At 37.3% G+C, this 20,506-nt stretch carries 16 protein-coding genes; 2 read left to right on the plus strand and 14 right to left on the minus strand.

Going from position 1 to position 20,506, the window contains the following annotated elements:
• Window positions 1–59 precede the first annotated feature (59 nt).
• The 8 genes from EZV73_RS22720 to EZV73_RS22755 form a co-directional block, all read right to left on the minus strand.
• Entirely contained in the window at window positions 60–1,823 is a 1,764-nt protein-coding gene (locus tag EZV73_RS22720; protein ID WP_240842743.1) for an ABC transporter substrate-binding protein, read from the minus strand.
• Window positions 1,824–2,002: 179 nt separating this feature from the next.
• Entirely contained in the window at window positions 2,003–3,661 is a 1,659-nt protein-coding gene (locus EZV73_RS22725; RefSeq protein WP_240842744.1) for a peptide ABC transporter substrate-binding protein, read from the minus strand.
• A gap of 340 nt (window positions 3,662–4,001) precedes the next feature.
• Window positions 4,002–5,729, minus strand: a complete 1,728-nt coding sequence (locus tag EZV73_RS22730; protein WP_240842745.1) for an ABC transporter substrate-binding protein — start codon at window positions 5,727–5,729, stop codon at window positions 4,002–4,004.
• 203 nt (window positions 5,730–5,932) lie between these two features.
• Entirely contained in the window at window positions 5,933–7,588 is a 1,656-nt protein-coding gene (locus EZV73_RS22735) for a PP2C family protein-serine/threonine phosphatase (protein ID WP_240842746.1), read from the minus strand.
• 8 nt (window positions 7,589–7,596) lie between these two features.
• Entirely contained in the window at window positions 7,597–9,243 is a 1,647-nt protein-coding gene (locus tag EZV73_RS22740; protein WP_240842747.1) for a nucleoside kinase, read from the minus strand.
• Between the two features lie 12 nt (window positions 9,244–9,255).
• On the minus strand, window positions 9,256–10,032 hold the full coding sequence (locus tag EZV73_RS22745; protein ID WP_240842748.1) for a hypothetical protein: 777 nt from the start codon (window positions 10,030–10,032) through the stop codon (window positions 9,256–9,258).
• A 9-nt stretch (window positions 10,033–10,041) separates the two neighbouring features.
• On the minus strand, window positions 10,042–10,941 hold the full coding sequence (locus EZV73_RS22750) for an RluA family pseudouridine synthase (protein ID WP_240842749.1): 900 nt from the start codon (window positions 10,939–10,941) through the stop codon (window positions 10,042–10,044).
• A 10-nt stretch (window positions 10,942–10,951) separates the two neighbouring features.
• Window positions 10,952–11,785 (minus strand): GNAT family N-acetyltransferase, encoded by an 834-nt coding sequence (locus EZV73_RS22755; RefSeq protein ID WP_240842750.1) that lies wholly within the window; start codon window positions 11,783–11,785, stop codon window positions 10,952–10,954.
• A gap of 131 nt (window positions 11,786–11,916) precedes the next feature.
• On the opposite strand from EZV73_RS22755, the gene EZV73_RS22760 reads away from it, so the two are divergent.
• Complete coding sequence (locus EZV73_RS22760; RefSeq protein WP_240842751.1) at window positions 11,917–12,420, plus strand: endolytic transglycosylase MltG; 504 nt, start codon at window positions 11,917–11,919, stop codon at window positions 12,418–12,420.
• A gap of 67 nt (window positions 12,421–12,487) precedes the next feature.
• Here the strand turns inward: EZV73_RS22760 and EZV73_RS22765 are convergent, their stop codons facing one another.
• Together EZV73_RS22765 and EZV73_RS22770 are read right to left on the minus strand one after the other, a co-directional pair.
• A complete protein-coding gene (locus EZV73_RS22765) occupies window positions 12,488–13,198 on the minus strand; it encodes a pseudouridine synthase (protein ID WP_240842752.1) in 711 nt (236 codons plus the stop codon).
• Window positions 13,195–14,514, minus strand: coding sequence for an RsmF rRNA methyltransferase first C-terminal domain-containing protein (locus EZV73_RS22770; protein WP_240842753.1), 1,320 nt, complete (start codon window positions 14,512–14,514; stop codon window positions 13,195–13,197). Before EZV73_RS22770 ends, EZV73_RS22765 begins: the two co-directional genes overlap by 4 nt.
• Window positions 14,515–14,743: 229 nt before the next feature.
• Between EZV73_RS22770 and fba the strand changes: the two genes are divergently transcribed.
• Window positions 14,744–15,670: a class II fructose-1,6-bisphosphate aldolase gene (fba, locus tag EZV73_RS22775; RefSeq protein WP_240842754.1), complete on the plus strand. Its 927-nt coding sequence runs from the start codon at window positions 14,744–14,746 to the stop codon at window positions 15,668–15,670.
• Window positions 15,671–15,710: 40 nt separating this feature from the next.
• Here fba and chrA read toward each other — a convergent pair whose 3' ends face one another.
• The 4 genes from chrA to lon all read right to left on the minus strand — a co-directional run bounded on the left by chrA (window position 15,711) and on the right by lon (window position 20,461).
• Window positions 15,711–16,883, minus strand: coding sequence for a chromate efflux transporter (gene chrA, locus EZV73_RS22780; RefSeq protein WP_240842755.1), 1,173 nt, complete (start codon window positions 16,881–16,883; stop codon window positions 15,711–15,713).
• Between the two features lie 106 nt (window positions 16,884–16,989).
• Entirely contained in the window at window positions 16,990–17,505 is a 516-nt protein-coding gene (locus EZV73_RS22785) for a peptidylprolyl isomerase (protein WP_240842756.1), read from the minus strand.
• A 9-nt stretch (window positions 17,506–17,514) separates the two neighbouring features.
• Window positions 17,515–18,138 carry a ribosome biogenesis GTP-binding protein YihA/YsxC gene (gene yihA, locus EZV73_RS22790; RefSeq protein WP_240842757.1) on the minus strand — a complete coding sequence of 208 codons (624 nt, stop codon included), beginning with the start codon at window positions 18,136–18,138 and terminating at the stop codon, window positions 17,515–17,517.
• A 1-nt stretch (window position 18,139) separates the two neighbouring features.
• Complete coding sequence (lon, locus tag EZV73_RS22795; RefSeq protein ID WP_240842758.1) at window positions 18,140–20,461, minus strand: endopeptidase La; 2,322 nt, start codon at window positions 20,459–20,461, stop codon at window positions 18,140–18,142.
• Window positions 20,462–20,506: the final 45 nt, after the last annotated feature.

The following is a 20,506-nucleotide window of genomic DNA, read 5'->3' on the forward strand; positions in this document are numbered from 1 at the left end:
GATAGAAAAAAATACCACCTGTTACAAGATAAAAAGCCCAGCATATGCTGAGCTTGTCATTAATTTAAGTAATCCAGTTCTATTTGCAATATCTGATTTGCCATATCTTCAAAGGTATCCAGTTCTAGATTATGAACTCTCTGATTAACACCATTGATTACTGTTCCAATTGAAATAAAGATATATGGGACTTCTTCATTGGCTATTTTTGCCCACTCATGGTAAAGTGCAGCTCTTTTAGCCTGGTCATATTCTTCATTGGCCAGTCTAAAGATCTCATTGGCTCTTTCATGGTGGAAACCAATTGCATTGTAGCCACCAAGTATATCTGCATCCTCACCAAAGATTTGAGTCGGATCAGGATCGACGGCTAAAGCCCAGGCCATATTGAACATTTCAAAGTCTTGCTTTTCATAAACCAAATCAAGGACTGATGAAAACTCCATTAAATCACTTTCAACTTCAATGCCCAGTTCACCCCATTGCTGCTTAGCCACAGTGATTAAGTTAATCGGCCAATTGATATTGTCATAAGATGTCCAGTGAATAACAAACTTTTCACCGTCTTTATCAAGGACACCGTCTCCATCTGTGTCATACCAGCCAGCTTCATTTAAAAGTGATAAAGCCTTTTCTGGGTTGTAAGCATAATCATTGAGTTCTGACGCATCTGGATATGCCCAAGAAACAGGAGAAATCGGACCTAAACAAGGTGCCGCAAAACCTTCCCACTGTGCATCAATAAACTTCTCCAAATTCAGACCATACCACAATGCTTGTCTGACACGTCTATCTGAAAACTTATCCAGTCTTAAGTTAAAGCCGATGTATCTATAAGAATTACCCAAGTACTCTTGTACATTGATGATACCTGATTCAGTCATGGTATCGTAGTTTTCTAAATTAGCAGGCACTCTTGCCACATCAACTTCACCTGCATTAACAGCAGATGCAACCGTCGCTTCTGAGATAACTCTCAGTACAACCCCATCTATTTTTGCCCTACCTAAAAAGTAGTCATCATAACTTGATAATTCCACTGAATAACCAGGTTCATAACGCTCAAACTTCATAGGACCTGTACCCATAGGCGATAAGTTCAACTCTTTTAAGTCTTGAATAGATTCATAGGCATAGTAATCTGCTGACAGGATACCATACTCAAAATCTGAGATCTTATTAACCTTAGGCACTTCTATTGTAAAAGAAATTGTGTATTCATCTATAATCTTAATCCCTCTGATGTTGTCAGTGTCGCCAGCCCTATAAGCCTTAACACCTACAATATCAGATACCGCTGTCCCTCTTGGACCATCATATGAAGGATCTGCAATGGTGTAGTAAGTAAAGGCCACATCTCTAGCCGTTAACTCTGTACCATTGTGGAACTTAACACCTGGTGTGATTTTAAAAGTGTATGTTCTTCTATCATCAGATACCTCCCAAGTGGCAATATCCGGTACAAACTCTGCATTCTTATTCACCTTAATCAGGCCATTAAAAACCAAGTCACATACTGTCGAGTCATATTCCGAATCATATAATACAGGATTAAACTCTCCATCAAAGCTAGAAACAGCCATGGTTAAAACATTGCCTCTTTCTACGGCTTTGTTTTCTTCTGCCATGATTTGAAGTTCTTCTTTTCTAATTTCTTCATCTGTTTTTACTGTATTCTCAGTTTCTGTTGTGTTAGAACCAGTATCTTCAACTGTACTCGTTTCATTTTCATTTACAGGATTTGCAGTAGAATCCGAAGAATCACTACAGCCAATCAAAGCTAAGGAAACAAGTAAGATTAGTAGCAATACCTTTTTAAACATTTATTAATCCCCCTTGGATTATTATCAAAGTCACCCAAAGCGACTTCATTTAATTGCAACAACTAACAATTGATATTATATAATCTTTACATTATTTCGTCAAACTGTGAAAGGACCAAACATGAGCTATTTCCTGTATTTTACATGAAAAAGCACCCCATAAAATGAGGTGCTAACTTCTACTTATCAAGATACGCTCTACCGAAATAGAATTTACCTAAAACAGTTCTTTCTACATCCTTTAAATAATCCTGTTGGTGTATTGGATCAACATAATTATAGATTGGAATAAACCATGCATCTTCAACCAAAATCTTTTCTGCTTCAGCAAGCATGTCATAACGTTCTTGTCCACTTGCATATGCCGATTCGGTGATCAATTGATCAAATGATTCATTGGACCATTCAGGTGAGTTTAAAGGGCTGCCTGATATATATAAACCGATGAATGTTAATGGATCTACATAGTCACCTATCCATCCACCTCTAGCCAATTCAAACTCATGAGATTTTCTTAATTCCTGGAAGACACCAAATTCCATTGAAGAGACTTCCATGTTAATGCCTAAATGAATCTTAAATGCATCCTGCATCTGCTGAGCAACCAGTAAATGACCTTCTGTAGAGTTGGTTACATACTCAAGTGTTGGGAAACCTTCTCCATTAGGATAACCAGCTTCCTTCATAAGCTCCTTGGCTTTTGCAATATTGCCCTCCATATCATAAATGTCTACACCATAGGCCATGGCCTTATCGGTAAACTCCTCACCATTTGCATCCTTGATGCCAGGTGGGATAAAGTTAATGGCAGGAATATTACCAGAGTTGAGCATATCTACAATAGCCATTCTGTCAATAACCAAAGACAAGGCTTGTCTTACTCTGATATCTTGTAATTCAGCTACCTTATTGGCATTGACATTAAAGTAGTAAGTACCCGGTCTGGCTTCAATTCTGAAGGTTGGGTCTTCTACCAATAATCGAGGTACTTCCGCTGGTGGAATGGTTGTATTAAAATCAAAGCCACCTGACTCATATTCTGCAAGTGCTGCAGTTCCTTCATTGATCATTTTAGCAACGATTTTATCAATCTTAACTTCATCTGCACGCCAGTACATTTGGTTTTTCTCTAAGACAATCCTGTCACCAGGTACATACTCTACTAAAATGAATGGACCATTACAGATAACAAGTTCTGGATCTGCTGCCCAAGCACCGTCTTCTTTGCCTTCAACGGCTTCTTGTCTCAGTGGCATCAAGGTTGAAAAACCTGTTAAACCGATAAAATAGTCGGCAGGCGCCTTTAGTGTCACCTCAAAGGTAGACTCATCTATCGCCTTACATGAATCGTAGTTGAACTCACCAAAAATCCAAGCATAGTCTGAAGCTGTAACAGGGTCTGTGTTTCTGTTCCAAGCATATTCAAAGTCATAAGCTGTTACAGGCTTACCATCTGACCATTTAACACCTTCTCTGATATGGAAGGTATATACCAAGCCATCCTCTGATACGGTATGACTATCTGCCATAGCGTATTCTGGTTTACCATCAACTTCTCTCATCAAACCTTCATATGAGTTGTTGATCACATGTCCAGCATTGGTTGCTGCATTTAAACCAGGATCCAAAGTCTCTATGGTTGCACCGAGATTCCAGTTTAAAACGACTGGCTCATTAGATTCTTCCTCTTCCTCTTCTACAAGTGTTTCACTTGTGTTGTTTTCTTCTACTGTTTCAGTACCTTCATTTTCCTCTACATTTGCAGTGTCACTTGAACAAGCTACAAATAGAGAAAAGATCAGCCCTAAAACAAACATCATAGTTAATAGTTTTTTCAAAATGTCCTCCTTTTCATACCTGACTCCACAATCCCCAAAATGGAATCAGCATTTAGTTTCAACCTTTTTTTCAATTAAATCAATCATCCCCTTTTAAACTTATGCTTGATACAGTTTCATTCTATGCCTATGATGACGGACTGGCAAACCCTTGAAATTTCAGTCAAAGTCCCTCAAGGCTTTGAAAAGACTGAATTTTCAGACAAATATTAAAATAATTGATTTTACATTTAATAATTGTTTAGAAAACTATGACATTAACGTCTTCAAACTATCTCATTACCGAAATATTCAGACAACTTTTATTACAGACATGAAAAAAGTCCGGTTCCCCGAACTTCTAATCAATATAATCTAATTCTATATCCAGTATCTGCTTGCTGACATCTTCATAAGTATCCAGCTCAAGATTGTGTACCCTGTTGTTGACACCATTGATAACCGTCCCTATAGAAATAAAAATATAAGGTACATCATCATTGGCTATGGTCATCCACTCATTATAAAGTGCTTGTCTGACACCTTGGTCGTACTCTCCTCGACCCAATCTGAATATCTCATTGGCTCTTGCATTGTAATAACCGACAGCATTATAACCACCAGGCACATCTGCTTCTTCGCCAAAGATATCTGTTGGATCTGGATCTAATGATAGATTCCAAGACATGTTGTAAACTTCAAAATCTTGTTTGACATAAACAGTATCAGTCACTGCATGAAAATCCATCATATTTTCAGTAACCTCTATACCAAGGTCACCCCAATTTTCTTTGGCTAAGTTGATCAAGTTAATCGGCCAGTCAAACTCTGTATATGATGTCCACTCAATGGTAAACTTTTGACCATCCTTATCAAGAAAGCCGTCACCATCTGTATCGGTCCATCCCGCCTCTTTCAATAAATCTTTTGCCTTTGAAGGATTGAAATCATAAACCGTTAAATCATCTGTATCTGGATAAGCCCAAGATACCGGTGATATAGGTCCTAAACACGGTGCGGCAAAACCTTGCCACTGGGCATCCACATAATCTTTTACATTTAAGCCATACCATAGGGCTTGTCTGACGCGCTTGTCAGAAAACTTGTCCAGTCTTAAGTTAAAACCAATGTATCTGTAAGAATTGCCCAAGTACTCTTGTACTTCAGCAATGCCCGCTTCAGTCATGGTATCGTAATTGTAAAGATTTGCAGAAGCTCTAGCCACATCCACTTCGCCGGCATTGATGGCTTCGGCTACAAAGTCATCTGGAATAACTTTATAGATAACACCATCGATATAAGGCCTACCTTCGAAGTAATCATCAAAGGTTGACAGTTCTACATATTGACCAAGTTCATAAAGTTCAAACTTCATGGGACCTGTACCAACTGGTGCTACATTCTTACTTCTCAGACCTTCTATAGACTGATAGCTATAATAATCTTCATTTAATATCCCATAACAGAAGTCTGCAAGTTTTTTAACATTGGGCTCCTTTATGGTAAATGAGATGGTATAGTCATCTACAATTTTTATACCTGAAATAGAATCACTTTCTCCGATTCTGTATTCCTTAACACCTTGGATATCCTGAACCAAAGACCCCCTAGGGCCATCATAATCGATGTCTGCTATCACATAATAGGTAAAAGCCACATCCGCTGCAGTCAGTTCCTGACCATTATGAAACTTAATCCCAGGTATAATAGAAAAAGTATAAGTCAGCTTGTCATCAGATACATCCCAAGTAGCCAGGTCTGCCACATACTCTCCGTTGGAGTTGATCTTGATTAAGCTGTTAAAAACCAAATCCACGATTTTTGAATCTGGATCACTTGAGTAAAGCACTGGATTGAATATACCATCAAAGCCTGATTGGGCGACAGTCAGTACATTGCCTCTTCTTAAGGCTGGATTAGATTCTACATCTAAAGCTACCGTTTCCACTTCAACAGGCTCTTTTACAACTTCAACGATATTTTCCTCATCAGCTGTATCTTCTTTTATTTCATTATTATTTCCGCATCCTACTAATAATAGTGACAGCATGATGACCACCACACGTAGAATCCACGATTTCTTCAACATTTTTTTCCCCTTACTTAATATATATGCTCCTATTGATTATAGGAGGATTAAATAAGCAAATCAAGGGTTATAATAAAATAAAAAAAACCTTACAAGCTAGTAACTAGCCCATTTAGGTCTTTTCATCATAAGTAATATATAAGAAACTTAATATTCTTGTTAACAAATCGTCTCATCTTCTTAAACAGGGTGAAACAATAAAGCTAAATCTCCATTATAAAATATGTAATGTCATCTTCATTTTGTCCATCTTCTGTTAACAGGTAAGACTTGATCTTATTATTTAAAGACTTCAGACTTAAGTCCCTGTAGTTGTACATGACTTCTTCAAGCGTTTCCTGAGAGATGGTATCATTTTTTAGATTGTCTATAAGACCATCTGTATAGAATATGATACGGTCACCCTTTTCAAGCAAAGTCGTTTCACTTGTATAAGTCGGTGTAAAAAAGTCACTCATCTTACAAATTGGAAAGCCTTGACTCTTGTCCAAGTATTCCTTAGTCCCATCTTTTCTCATAAGAAGCGGATAACAGTTGATGCCGCCTGATGAGTAGGTCAGTAGCTTTGTATCAATGTTGTATGAAGCAAAGAACATCACCATGTACATTTCATCTGGGAAGTTCATTTTGTTAAACTCTTCATAGAAGTGTTTTAGATTACGGTGTGGTTTCAAACCACGGTACTTCATGATCAGCTTTTCAGACGACTTGATAAAGTTGTTACAGAACATGGTCATCAAGGCTGCTGAAACACCATGGCCAGATACGTCTAGTACATACATACCGATGTTGTCATCATCTAGACGGTAGATATCAAAGAAGTCACCACTCAGTCTTTCACACGGATAATACTCCGATGTGAAGACAACCTTGTTAAAGTTAAGCCTTCTTGGTGGTAAAAGAGACTGTTGAATACTCTTAGCATACTCAATCTCCTGGATGAGTCGCATATTGTTGTTTTTCATTTCAGTCGTTCTTCTATCAACAATGACCTCTAAGTTCTCAGCATATAACTTAATCTGCTTTTCTTCGTTAATAAGCTCTTCTACTGGACTTTCAATGTTATAGCCAAAGAGGGCTATATAAATGTAGTAGTAACCCACAAACATGTAAAAGCTGTAAATAAAGTGGTAAAGATAGGTATACCTGATAAAGGTCAACCTAACTACCTGAGCGATAATAAGTATGGCCACACCATTCATAAACTTAAGTATAAACTTGTTCTTTTCTTGACTGTAGTTTCTAAAGTGAATGGCAAATGTAATGATCAATAAGACTGCAGTTAAATACTCAAATAAAATCTGCCATCTGGCACCTAAGAGCGGCAGTGTATACAAAGGCACTCTCTTGTTGATGGTCAATATAATGATGGCAAACATCAACCAGAAGGTTAGTATAACAATCTTTATAAGACCCTTTCTGGAGTTTCTAAGCTTGTTGACAAGGGGCAAACTCGAACCGATAACCAATCCAAAAGCTGCGACCAACTTGCCCACAGAAGAAAATATGGTCAGACTATCATAACTGACATGGCCTGTAAACCAATGTACCTGGGCAAATGCTACAAATAGAAGGCCCGCACTTATGGCAAAGAAAAATGCATAAATCACCATACGTATGGAGTAATTCTTCCTTACAGCCCGGCTGCAAATAGAAACAATCAGTATGATGACCATAATGGTTGCAAATTCAAATACAAAAGGTAAGTTGACCAAACCTGTATTTTCTAATAGTAGTAACATAGGTACTTCAAAGATATAGGCAATCAGAAATAAGGTGGTTACTACGATTGTCGTAACCACTAATTCTCCATACTCTGAATATACTATTTCCTCATACAGTTTCCTAATAAATCTCATAGCCTACCCTATTCTGTAAAATAACTGCCCCCGATAAACTCTTTCAGTATTGAAGTTACTGGTACCAAGTCATCATCATCTATTGACTCGAAGTAACTTAAAAACTTTAAAAGTCTTTTTGCTTCTTTATATTCTTCACAGTCAGCCTCTATACCTTCAAGTAATGGCTCTGCATGTTTCTTGAGTATCGCCAGCTCAAAACTTAGAGCTGAGTTAAACATAACATCTGCTTCTTCCTGGAATGGGAATATATTTTTTTCTTCTCCCCTTCTTACAGAAGCCCACAATTGGATGGTACGTTTTGCATCATGTCCTCTATACTTGCTGTCTCTAACAATTCTTCTGATTAATCTAGAATCCGTCGTAGGAATTCTATTATGATCATCAATGTTTAACTGGGTTAGAGCAGAAATGTAAATCTTAAACTTATGTTCATGGGCAATCTGAGATGTCAGACGCTCATTCAAACCATGGATACCTTCAATGATAATTGGTTGGTGTTCATGAATCTGAAGATACTTGCCATTGTATTCTTTCTTACCTTCTACAAAGTTAAAAGTCGGCAGTTCCACACGCTGTCCCGCTACTAAAGCCGCTAAGTGGTCGTTGAAGAGATCAACGTCTACAGCATCAATAGATTCAAAGTCAAAGTCACCATTTTCATCACGAGGTGTATATTCTCTGTCTACGAAATAATCATCCGTTGATAGAGTAATTGGATCAAAACCGTTGACCATCAACTGGATTCTTAGACGATTGGCAAATGTCGTTTTACCTGATGATGACGGGCCTGCAATCAAAATAACCTTCTTGTCCAGCTTGGTAATTTGATCGGCGATTTGAGCCACCTTCTTTTCATGAAGGGCTTCACCCAAGATCATAAGCTCCTTGTAATTGCCCTTTTCAATTTCATCATTCAGTTCAAACACATTGCCTACACTGACAATATCTCCCCAGGCTTCTGATTCCTTAAAAATCTTGGCGATCTTCTTGTGTTCTTCAAACTCAGGAAGGCCCATTGGGGTCGATACGATAGGATGTCTTAAAATCACACCCTGATCATACTTTATGATATCATATATTGTTAAATAAGACACATTTGGTAACATATAACCATAAAAATAGTTCTTCAACCAACCACAAGTATAGATATTGATGTAGTCGTATTCTCTATATTTCAGAAGATTGGCTTTTGTTCTAAATTCAAGATCTTCAAAAATAGTTTTGGCTTCTTCTAGACTCACACTGGCCTTATGGATAACTTCACCCTTTTCAATGATTTCGTCCATTCGTGTCTTGATCTTATCAATATCTTCAGCAGTCAACTCTCTATGATAATCAAAGTCACAATACAGGCCTTTAGAAAGTGAATGTCTGACATTAACATGAATGTCTCTAAATACTTCCATGGCTGCCCTGATAAAAACAAAAGCCAAGGTTCTTTGATACATTCTAATACCATCTGATTGAGTTAAATCAATCCATGTGATTTCAGCATCTTCATCCACTTCATAAAAGAGCTCTCTTAATTTATTATTCACAAGTGCTGCTACAATCATAGGCTTGTCACCTGTCTGATAATCACAAGCCAACTTTTCAAGAGACGTCGCTTCTTCTAGTTCAATCATTTTGTCTTCAATTTTTACTTTATACATATAGGCTCCTCTCTACTCTAGTTCATCTAGCATCACTTCAATATACTCGTTAATAACACTGTACTTGTATCTAAAAAGCTTAATGTCAAGCTTCTTTAAACATTTATCAAAATCGTCCAAGACATTGTATGGATTGCCGTAGTACCTGTAAATGTCGTCAATGGAAACCCCTTTAAAACCATGACCAACAATGGAATCATTTCTAAGTTCTATCAAGGCCTTCATATGGTCAGAATTCAGGATTTTTTCAATTTCTGTATACTTGTAATCATTCTTTAAATACCTATGGATATAGGTAGTTATACCGTACATGAGATTGGAGTTGTAAATCCTGTATTTTTTTCTTAATTTCTTTAGGATTTCTCTTTTTTCCATATGACTGGTCAATAGAGAAAAACGACTCCTGTTTATATGGTTCTTTACGAACAAGTACTTTAATACAGCTTCTTTAAAACGATAGACCCTGCCTAAGAAATCAATAAACTCCTCGTTAACAATCTGAAACTTGATGTTTTCCATAAGCTCAGAAAACATAGCATCAGGATTGCCATCAATCAGCTGATCCAAGTTTTTTATGATCATCTGAACTTCTGAAGAAGCTTTTCTTTCATCAGGTAAATTGGACAATAGATAACGCGCTGTCTTAAAGTCAAAGTTTACAGCATAACGGCATGAGTTAACCAAAGTAGCCACATCACTTTCTTCAAGATCTCTATCCTTCAAAAGATCAAGTGCACCACCATAATCGTATCTATTAATCAACTGTCTTATCGTCTTAAATGTATTCAAACGGTCTCCTTAATCTAGATTGTGTTGTTTGACAAAAGTATTAATGGCATCCGATCTCTTTTCATAGACATTTTCACCAATAACCACTTTATAAGCATGTAATAACTGATTTTGACCCTTTAATTTTTCACCACCGTATTTAACATCACCAACAATCGGGAAGCCTGCATAGGCTAAAGACCCTCTAATTTGATGTGTTCTACCGGTTAATAACTCAACTTCTAGTAGACTGTAGGTCCCATTGCTTGAAAGGACTTTATACTTTGTGTGTACAAACTTACTCTCATCACTGGACTTAGAAGAAATCTTAACCTTGTTGGTTGCTTCGTCTTTAACCAGATAGCCCTTGACTTGACCTTGGTCCTTCGGCTTTCCTGAGACAACCGCCATATAAAACTTGCCGATTTTTCTATCTCTCATCAAGGCATTGTATTCTTTTAAAGCAGAATAAGTCTTGCCAAATATCACAAGTCCAGAAGTATTTTTGTCCAGACGCTGGATAGAAGCCGGTTTAAAAGTTCTTGTAGATAGGTGTTTCAAATATACTTGAACTTTTGAAGACAAGGTATTCTTATACTCATTGGAATCCGGGTGGGTCAAAAGCCCTACCGGCTTGTTGACAATTAAGATATCATCGTCTTCATAGACCACATCCAGTTCAACGTCCTCAGCCGAGTATTGAACCAAGGGTTTCATAAGTTCTTCTATGGCATTGTCGTGAAGATGGATTTGTATCTCATCATCTAACTTAAGAAAATACTTTTCTTCAGCACGTTTGCCATTGACCTTGATTCTTTTTTTTCTAATCAACTTAAAAATATTTGTCTTGGTTGTATTGTTTAGGTATTTGGTTAAAAACCTATCCAACCTTTGATCCATTTCGTTCTCTGTTACTTTTATTACTCTCATTTAATCTCCATTAAAATTCTATTTCTATAATAGAAAAATCTATTGTTCTTACAAAGCCCAAGGACTCATAAACGCTTATGGCTGAAGCATTGTCGCTCATTACAGCCAAGATAGGTATATTGCCCTTAGATAAAATTTCTGCACATAAGGCAGAAACAATCATTTTTGCATAACCTTTTTTCCTATAATCACTGGAAGTATATATACCGCCAATTTGTGAAAAAGCTTGAATTTTGTCTTCTACAAAGCCCTGAGCGACCAAACGCTCTTGATCTTCAACCACCAGGTATTCACCTGTATGGACACGTTCTTCAATCCTTTTTTGCATTTGGTTAATGGTCATATGATTGCGTTTAAAGCTTTTTTCAATCTCCAAAAGGAACTTGATCTGCTTCTTAGCATCCATAAGACTTGCCTCTCTTACCAAAGGCGTTTCTTCTAAATCATGTTTGTCTAAAACCATGTACATGCTGTTACTATATTTATACCTTTTTACAGTCCTTTCAAACATTTGCCAAACCTTCTCTACTTGACCTTTAGGTCCTGACATAAAATCCGGCTTAAAATGTTTGACTGCTTTCAGTAAATCTACCTTCTTTGTAACATCATCATTTTTAAAATGCAGTAAAAATCTTTTATTATTGGTAAATACAAAGAGCCCTTCTAAAAGGCCTTCATCATTCATAAAGCCCAGAAAGGTACCCGCATTCTTATCTGATATGACATTTCGTAATCCATTTTTATCAAAAACCTTTGCAATTTCAATACATCCCCAAAAGTTATGATAAATATATTTAGAAACCATTTCATGGTCATTACCAGTCAATCTAACTATACTACTCATCTTTCCTCCATAGCCTTATTATACGTTATATTTAGCATCAAACCAACATGTTAAAAACATATTACTATGTGTATTTAATAGTGAATTTTCAAAGTGGATGTGTTATTCTTATAGGTGATTAGGAGGACATTATGGAAAAAGTAAAAGACTTTCTCTATGACATCAGTGATTTTGTTTTTTCACTTTTGATCATTGCTATTATATTTTTTGTTGTATCGTTTAAATTAACAGATACAATGCAGGTACATTTCTTTTCAAATTTAGGTCGTGATACAGCTGTAGATATGACAGATGCAACTCAACCATCACTGGATGATTTAGATGGTGAAGTAGTAACAACACCTGAAGTAACACCAGTCGAAGAAGAAACGCTCCCAGAAGAAACAGTAACTGATCCTGTGGAAGAAACACCAGTTGTTGTTGAAATCAAGGAAGTTGAATTTGAAATTGCTCCAGGTTCTCCAGGATTTAAAATTGCAACTAACTTAGAATCGGCAGGACTCATTGATGATGTCGATGTATTTATACAAACACTAGATGATTTAAACCTAGGCAACAAACTTAGAGCCGGCACCTTTAAACTCAATACAGGCATGACAGTAGAAGAGATTATTAAAGCACTTGCAGGACAATAAGAACTCAAGGCATCAAGCCTTTCGTTACTTATGAAAACCAGTTTTCATACAAATAAGAAACTTGAAGCTAAGCTTCAAGTTTTATTTTTTTCATTTCTTCACTTGTTAAGTCTCTAAATTCTCCTAGTTCAAGGCTATCATCTAATCTTAAACCACCAATTTGAATCCGTTTTAGATAAAGGACTCTTTTACCTCTCGAGGCAAACATACGCTTGACTTGATGGTACTTGCCTTCAGATATGGTCAACTCTATCTTTGAGATTTCACCAGATGACAGTATCTTTAAATCTGCCGGTTTACAAAGAGAATCATCTTTTAAAATTAGGCCTTCTGAAAAAGCTTTCACATCCTCTTCATCCACCCTTCCCTCTATGTGGGCATAATAGATTTTAGAAACATGCTTTTTAGGATTCATCAAATCATGGTTCCACTGGCCATCATCTGTAATCAAGAGCATGCCTTCTGTATCGATATCTAGCCTTCCGACAGGAAAGAGCTTTCGATTGCCATACCCATTAAGCAAATCAATCACAGTCTTATGGACTTTATCTTGTCTTGCTGATATAACATCTTTCGGTTTATTCATAATCAGATAAACATGCTTTTCGAAACTGATCAATTCACCATTTACACAAATTTCATTTTTGTCCGGGTCCACATTGAAACCGACTTTTCTAATTATGTCACCATCGACAGATACAAGGCCCTTAGTGATCATCTTTTTAACATCTGTTCTAGACCCCTTACCCATGTTTGATAAAAACTTATCCAGTCTCATGATAACCTCCACTGTGACGGGTAAAGATTTTTCAGTTTACCTGAAGCATACTTGCCCCAGCCAATAGGATGACCGTCCACACAAACTAGATTATAGCCTTTTTCACCATCACAGGAGATGGTTTCACATTTTAAATACTTGATGACTTCTATAGCATCACCTGAGAAGTTGATCGTTCTTTTAACCTGATCTTTCTTTAATGAAAGCGCCATAGCGTGAGAAGGCTCAAAACGGTTCTTTTTTAAGACACCTAAAAACCAACCATTTTTGACAACCTTTAGACCCGATAAGTCTAGTCGTTTAGAAGGCATTAAAAAGACCTTGTCCTTCACGACTCTAAACATGCCCTCTAAAGGCTCTGTAAGGTTTTCGTCCATAAAAGCTTGTAACAGTTCTGGCGGCTGATTAGCTGATTCATCTAATCTAATTTCTTCATAATCATCTTCATAAGTCAGCTTGGCAGCAAAATGACCTTCTCCATCTAATAAATGAGGATAGAGTCTGATAACTTCTTTCATATCAATGCCAGGTTCAAAGCCATGTTCTTTTTTCATGTCTACCAAAGACAGAGATTTTTTATTCATGGCATAACGGATCATGTCTTCATTTTCGTAAGTATTAAAGGTACAAGTTGAATAAACCACTTGCCCCTGGCCATTCAGGACTTCTAAAACATCATCTAGGATGGACTTTTGCATAGAAACACATGCCTCTACATCATAATCCTCATAAGCACTGATGGCATCATCATGTTTTTTAAACATGCCCTCTCCAGAACACGGGGCATCTATTAAAAGCTTGTCTACCTTATGATTTAAGACCCTTCTTATGTTTTCTTGTTTGTCATTGAGAACCACCAGGTTTCTAAGACCCATGAGTTCTGCATTACGAATCAAAGCCTTAAGTCTGTGGTTGTTGATGTCATTGGCAATCAAAACACCCGAATCCTTCATCATGGCAGCCATCTGCATGGTCTTACCACCAGGGGCTGCGCAAAGGTCTAGGGCTGTATCATTTTCATCAGGCTCTAAAAGAACAGCCGGCAACATGGCAGAAGGTTCTTGTATATAATAGAGGCCTGCAAAATAATGGGGATGTTTTGCCGGTCTTTCTTCTTCAATGTAAAAACCATCATCCGTCCATGGTATGGCCTTTAAGTCAAATGGTGTGATCTTTAAAAAGTCCTCTACAGATATCTTTAAGGTGTTTACACGAATCCCACGATGGGTTTTATGATCATAAGTGGCTAAAAAATCTTCATAACCATCTTTTAGTTGTTCTTTCATTTGCTCTATAAATTTAACTGGTAATTTCATACACTCTCCTGCTCTAATAGGCTAAAATGCAAATAGCAAGCGTTTTCCTCATGTTTTTTCCTGAAAACTTTTCTCTTTAGAAAATTTATATGGTATTATATATAAGGATTTGCTATCCTATTATACAATAAATAATGATACACAAAAATCGTTTAATCCAAACTTTTTTTGGTATGAATAAGGTGAATATGCCAATAGGCATTAGAAAATATAATTTAGGAGGTCAATTATGGCATTAGTTACGACTAAAGAAATGTTCAAAAAAGCTTATGAAGGCGGATACGCTATCGGTGCTTTCAACATTAATAACATGGAAATCCTTCAAGGTATCGTAGATGCTGCTGAAGAAACAGGTTCTAACGTTATCGTTCAAGTATCATCTTCAGCGTTAAAGTACGCTAGACCTACTTACTTAAAGAAGTTAGTAGAAGCTGCTGTAGAAGATTCAACTATCGATATCGCTTTACACTTAGACCATGGTGCAGATTTCGAAGCTTGTAAGACAGCTGTAGATTTAGGTTTCACTTCAGTTATGATCGACGGTTCTCACCACGATTTCGAAGGTAACATCGCTGTTACTAAAGAAGTTGTTGAGTACGCACACTCTAAGGGTGTTGTTGTAGAAGCTGAATTAGGTAGACTTGCTGGTGTTGAAGACGAAGTAAACGTATCTGCTGAAGATTCTTCTTACACAGATCCACAACAAGCTAAAGAGTTCGTTGAAAAAACTGGTGTTGATTCATTAGCAATCGCTATCGGTACTAGCCACGGTGCTAACAAATTCTCAGGAGAGCCAAAATTAGAGTTTGGTATCTTAAAAGAAATCATGGAATTACTTCCTAACTTCCCATTAGTATTACATGGTGCTTCTTCTGTTTATCCTGAAGCTGTACAATTATGTAACGACAACGGTGGCGAATTAAAAGGCGCTTGCGGTGTTCCAGATGAGATGTTAAGAGAAGCTAACAGATTAGGTGTTTGTAAGATCAACGTTGATACTGACTTAAGAATCGCATTCACTGGTCAAGTTAGAAAAGCTTTCAATGACAATCCTGCAAACTTCGACCCAAGAAAATACTTAGGTCCTGCTAGAGATGAGATCAAGAGAGTTGTTGCTCACAAGATGATCAACGTATTTGGTTCTAACACTAAGTAATTAAAATAACGACAGTTCAAAATGAACTGTTGCTTTTTTTTTACAAAATTACACCTAAGCCAATGCTGACTAGAACAATTAAAGGTGATGGTATTTTTTTCGATAAGAGTAGGATAACTGTTACAAGGGTCACCATCATGTTTTCTGGCGTAAAACCAGATTTTTGCATCATGATAATAGCTGATACTGAAATTAAACCACCCGCTACAGCATTGATGCCCATAAGAGATATTTTCACACCTTTTATTTTCTTTAAGTTTTCCCAGACTGGATAAACAAAATAGATAAGAAGCAGTCCAGGAAGAAAAATACCTATCCCACTTAAAACGGCACCAGCCACCTGATACAGACTTGAAAGACCTCTAGAGGCCATACCTCCCGCATAGGCAGAAAATGAGAACATAGGACCAGGTAGTCCCTGTACAAGGCCATATCCAGTCAGGAACTCTTGATTGGTCATAAATTCATTGATTTCGACCAATTCTGCATGCATAACAGGTATCACAACCTGACCGCCACCAAAGACCAAGTAGCCATACCTGTAAAAACTTTCAAACAAGTTAACCAGGTGATTATTTAAAGTCAACTTGAGTAATACCGCCGATAGGGCAAACACGGTAAAGACAATTAAGTATATCCATGGCGGATTCAGTTTGACCCGCTGCCACAAGTTGTCTTCCTTAGAGACCACTATACTGACTAGCCCCCCTATAATCAAGACCAAAGGAAAGATCCACGGTGCCCTGATAAAATAGGTGATGCCCCCACTTAAGACCATCAAAATGACAGTCATCTTGTTGGTTAGTACTTTCTTACCAATCCTGTAGGCTGCTACAACGATAAACCCCACTGCCATAGGTCCTATAAACCTAAGACTGTCATCTGAAATATTATAAGAAGCGAGTATGGTATATAGAAAAGATAAAATCGTCATCATGCTCAGTACCGGCAAAGCCCATACCAACATGGTTAAAAAGGCCAGTACAGGACCACCCATCTTGTAACCTACAGATACAATGGTCTGAGTTGATGTTGGTCCTGGTAAAATCGAACACAGGGCTATTAACTCAACCAGTTCTTCTTCTGAAAGATATGCCTTTTTTATGACAAGCTGGTCTGTATAAACACCATAATGAGCAGACGGTCCACCATAGGCACCTAAAGAACATATAAAAACATCTTTAAGAAATGTAGACCATTTCACTTTATTCATAAAAACCTCCTAAGTATACTATTATTGTATTCATTATCAACCATAAAATAGTATCCTTCAAGTCACTTTATGTTAAAAAAAAAGCGCAGGCTAGGCCTGCGCTTGATTATCTTGTTTCTGGTTCAGGGTACTCAGTATCACCTGTGTCCACTGTAACTGATTCAATTTTTTGCTCAACAACTGGTCTGTCCATAGCAGCAGTTTGAGTTTCTGCAATCTCATTTACAACGTCCATACCTTCGATTACTTTACCGAAAGCAGCGTATGAGCCATCTAAATGAGGTGAATCTTTGTGCATAACAAAGAATTGAGAACCAGCTGAGTTAGGCATTTGAGATCTAGCCATTGATAAAACACCAGCAGTGTGCTTTAATTGGTTGTCAAAGCCGTTCATTGAGAACTCACCCTTAATACCATAGCCAGGACCACCCATACCAGAACCTTCTGGGCAACCACCTTGAATCATAAAGCCTCTGATAACTCTGTGGAAAACTAAGCCATCATAAAAGCCTTTTTTGATTAATGAAATAAAGTTATTTACTGTATTTGGTGCGATTTCAGGATATAACTCTGCTTTAAACACCTTACCTGTATTCATTGTAACTGTAACTATTGGATTCATTTTGCCTCCTTAAGACTGTTGTCTTTCAAAGTGAACATCATAGCCATTCACTTCAAATAACTCATTAAATATATCCCATACTTCATACTTACCATAACGGTCCATTGTAGACGTCATAGCCAGCACTGCATGTTCCTCCATCTCCAAAGTATCTCTGATGATTTTCACATGCTTCTGAAGTTGGCTCTTCTTGATTTTATCATATTTTGTACCAACTACAATACCGTTGAAACCATAAGTCTTGATCCACTTGTACATTTCAACGTCCTCTGCCGTCGGCTTATGACGTAAGTCTACTAGAAGGATCACTTCTAATAGGTTCTTTCTTGTTTTTAGATAGGTCTCAATTATTGTACCCCAAGTTTTTTTCTGCTCTTTTGAAACCCTTGCATAACCATAGCCTGGTAAGTCAACAAGTGTAAACTTACCATCTATGTCAAAGAAGTTGATCAACTGAGTTTTACCCGGTGTTGAAGACGTTCTTGCAAGGTTCTTTCTGTTAAGAAGCATGTTAATCAGTGAAGATTTACCCACGTTTGATCTACCTACTACTGCAATTTCAGGTAGGTCACTTTCAGGATATTGTTCTCTCTTAACCGCACTGGTTACAAATTGACTCTTTTTAATCTTCATTTTAAGCCTCTTTTACTAAAGCATGTTCTAAAACTTCATCCATTGTTTTAACTGGAACCATTTCTACATTTTCTCTTACTGATTCAGGGATATCCTTTAAGTCCTTGATGTTCTCATGTGGGAACAGAACTTTCTTGATACCTGCTCTTTCAGCAGCTAATGTCTTTTCCTTTAAACCACCAATTGGTAAAACTCTACCACGTAAGGTGATTTCACCAGTCATAGCAACATCATTTCTTACAGGAATATCTGTAATTGCAGATAAGACTGCTGTTGCCATGGTAATACCTGCAGAAGGACCATCTTTAGGTGTTGCCCCTTCTGGTATATGAATATGAATGTCCATTTTTTCATGGAAATCTGATTCTAAATTGTACTTGTTTGAAATCGATCGGATGTATGACATACCTGCTCTAGCAGATTCTTTCATAACATCACCAAGTTGGCCTGTTAAAACAAGTTTGCCTTTACCGCTAAGCTTAGCCACTTCAATGTTTAAAGTTGTACCACCTACAGCCGTCCAAGCAAGACCCATAACCACGCCCACTTGACTCTTGTCTTCGATTTCGTCGTATTGATAAATCGGTTCATCTAAGAAAGTTTTGACTTCCTCAGGCACAACATCGATAAATTCTGTTTTGTTTTCAACGATTTCAACAGCAAGTTTTCTCATCAGCTTGGCAATTTTTCTCTCAAGCTCTCTTACACCAGACTCTCTTGTGTAGTTGGTGATGATCTTTCTTATAGCATCATCGTGTAGATCAAACTGCTCATCTACTAAACCGTGAACATCTCTTTGCTTAGACACAAGGTATCTCTTGGCAATTTCAAGCTTTTCACGCTCTGTATAACCCGATACCTGGATGACTTCCATACGGTCTAAAAGTGGTCTTGGAATGGTTGATAAGCTGTTGGCAGTCGTTACAAACATAACCTTTGATAAGTCAAAAGCAACTTCTAAGTAGTGGTCTGTAAACTCCTTGTTTTGTTCTGGATCTAGAACCTCTAATAAGGCTGACGCTGGGTCACCCCTAAAGTCAGAAGAAAGTTTATCAATCTCATCAAATAGTAAAACTGGATTCTTATAACCCGCTTCCTTGATGGCATTCATAATACGACCAGGAATAGCACCGATGTAAGTTCTTCTATGACCACGAATTTCAGCTTCATCTCGAACACCACCTAATGACATTCTGATAAACTTACGGTTAAGTGATCTGGCAATAGACTTAGCAATAGATGTCTTACCAACCCCTGGAGGGCCTACTAAACAAATGATTGGTCCCTTCATAGACTTGGTCAATTGCTTCACTGCAAGATATTCTAGTACTCTTTCTTTTACCTCTTTTAAACCATAGTGATCTTCATCTAAGATCTTTCTAGACTTAGATAAATCTAAAGAATCTTTTGTCATCTTACCCCATGGTAAATCAAGTATGTTATTCACATATGTTCTGATGACATTGGACTCAGCAGAGTTAGGTGCCATAAGTTGAAGTCTTTTCACTTCAGCTTCTAACTTCTCTTTTACTGATTTAGGTGCCTTCAGTTTTTTGATCTTGGCCTTTAACTCTTCGACTTCCTCATCTTTTGAATAATCTTCTCCAAGTTCCTCACGGATGGCCTTGATCTGTTCTTTCAAGTAGTACTCTTTTTGCATCTTGTTGATCTGGCTTTTTACCTTATCATTGATCTTTTTCTCTACTTGAATGATATCAATTTCTGTTAAGATATATTGATACAAAACTTCTAAACGAAGCTTTGGTGTAATCGCTTCAATTAGGACCTGCTTTTGGTCCATCTTCAATGAAATATTAGACGCTATAACATCCGCCAAACGACCACAATTGTCAATGGCTCTTACTGTTAATAAAACATCTGGTGTAATCTTTGGATTTAAGTCCACATACTGCTCAAATGTTTGTAAAACTGAACGTTTTAAGGCTTCACATTCCTTATCAATTTCAAAGTCTGTATCTGGGTACTCTTCAATCATAACCTTTAAATAAGGTTCTTCTTGAAGGACGTCTTTAATCTTTGCTCTTGAAATTCCCTCTACCAATACACGGATGGTATCACCAGGCAGTTTAAGCATTTGCTTAACCTTACATAGGGTACCAATTTCATGAATTTCATCAATAGTTGGATCATCTGTTTCTATACTCTTTTGTGTTGTTAAGAAAATCTTCTGATTTTGGATCATTGCTTCTTCTAAAGCCTTGATTGATTTTTCTCTACCAACATCAAAATGAATTACCATGTATGGAAAGATGGTTAATCCACGTAGGGGAATAACTGCTATTTCTCTTAAATTATTTTCCATAACTGTCTCCTCATTACTTGCTTAAAAACGAGTCCGAAGACTCGT

Source organism: Acidaminobacter sp. JC074 (genome assembly GCF_022496765.1).
Taxonomy (GTDB): domain Bacteria; phylum Bacillota; class Clostridia; order Peptostreptococcales; family Acidaminobacteraceae; genus JABXKX01.

Bases quoted from the DNA above. Each gene is read 5' to 3' on its own strand.
- EZV73_RS22720 (WP_240842743.1), bottom strand. From the start codon at position 1,823: ATGTTTAAAAAGGTATTGCTACTAATCTTACTTGTTTCCTTAGCTTTG.
- EZV73_RS22730 (WP_240842745.1), bottom strand. From the start codon at position 5,729: ATGTTGAAGAAATCGTGGATTCTACGTGTGGTGGTCATCATGCTGTCA.
- EZV73_RS22735 (WP_240842746.1), bottom strand. From the start codon at position 7,588: ATGAGATTTATTAGGAAACTGTATGAGGAAATAGTATATTCAGAGTAT.
- EZV73_RS22740 (WP_240842747.1), bottom strand. From the start codon at position 9,243: ATGTATAAAGTAAAAATTGAAGACAAAATGATTGAACTAGAAGAAGCG.
- EZV73_RS22750 (WP_240842749.1), bottom strand. From the start codon at position 10,941: ATGAGAGTAATAAAAGTAACAGAGAACGAAATGGATCAAAGGTTGGAT.
- EZV73_RS22755 (WP_240842750.1), bottom strand. From the start codon at position 11,785: ATGAGTAGTATAGTTAGATTGACTGGTAATGACCATGAAATGGTTTCT.
- EZV73_RS22760 (WP_240842751.1), top strand. From the start codon at position 11,917: ATGGAAAAAGTAAAAGACTTTCTCTATGACATCAGTGATTTTGTTTTT.
- EZV73_RS22765 (WP_240842752.1), bottom strand. From the start codon at position 13,198: ATGAGACTGGATAAGTTTTTATCAAACATGGGTAAGGGGTCTAGAACA.
- EZV73_RS22770 (WP_240842753.1), bottom strand. From the start codon at position 14,514: ATGAAATTACCAGTTAAATTTATAGAGCAAATGAAAGAACAACTAAAA.
- fba (WP_240842754.1), top strand. From the start codon at position 14,744: ATGGCATTAGTTACGACTAAAGAAATGTTCAAAAAAGCTTATGAAGGC.
- chrA (WP_240842755.1), bottom strand. From the start codon at position 16,883: ATGAATAAAGTGAAATGGTCTACATTTCTTAAAGATGTTTTTATATGT.
- EZV73_RS22785 (WP_240842756.1), bottom strand. From the start codon at position 17,505: ATGAATCCAATAGTTACAGTTACAATGAATACAGGTAAGGTGTTTAAA.
- yihA (WP_240842757.1), bottom strand. From the start codon at position 18,138: ATGAAGATTAAAAAGAGTCAATTTGTAACCAGTGCGGTTAAGAGAGAA.
- lon (WP_240842758.1), bottom strand. From the start codon at position 20,461: ATGGAAAATAATTTAAGAGAAATAGCAGTTATTCCCCTACGTGGATTA.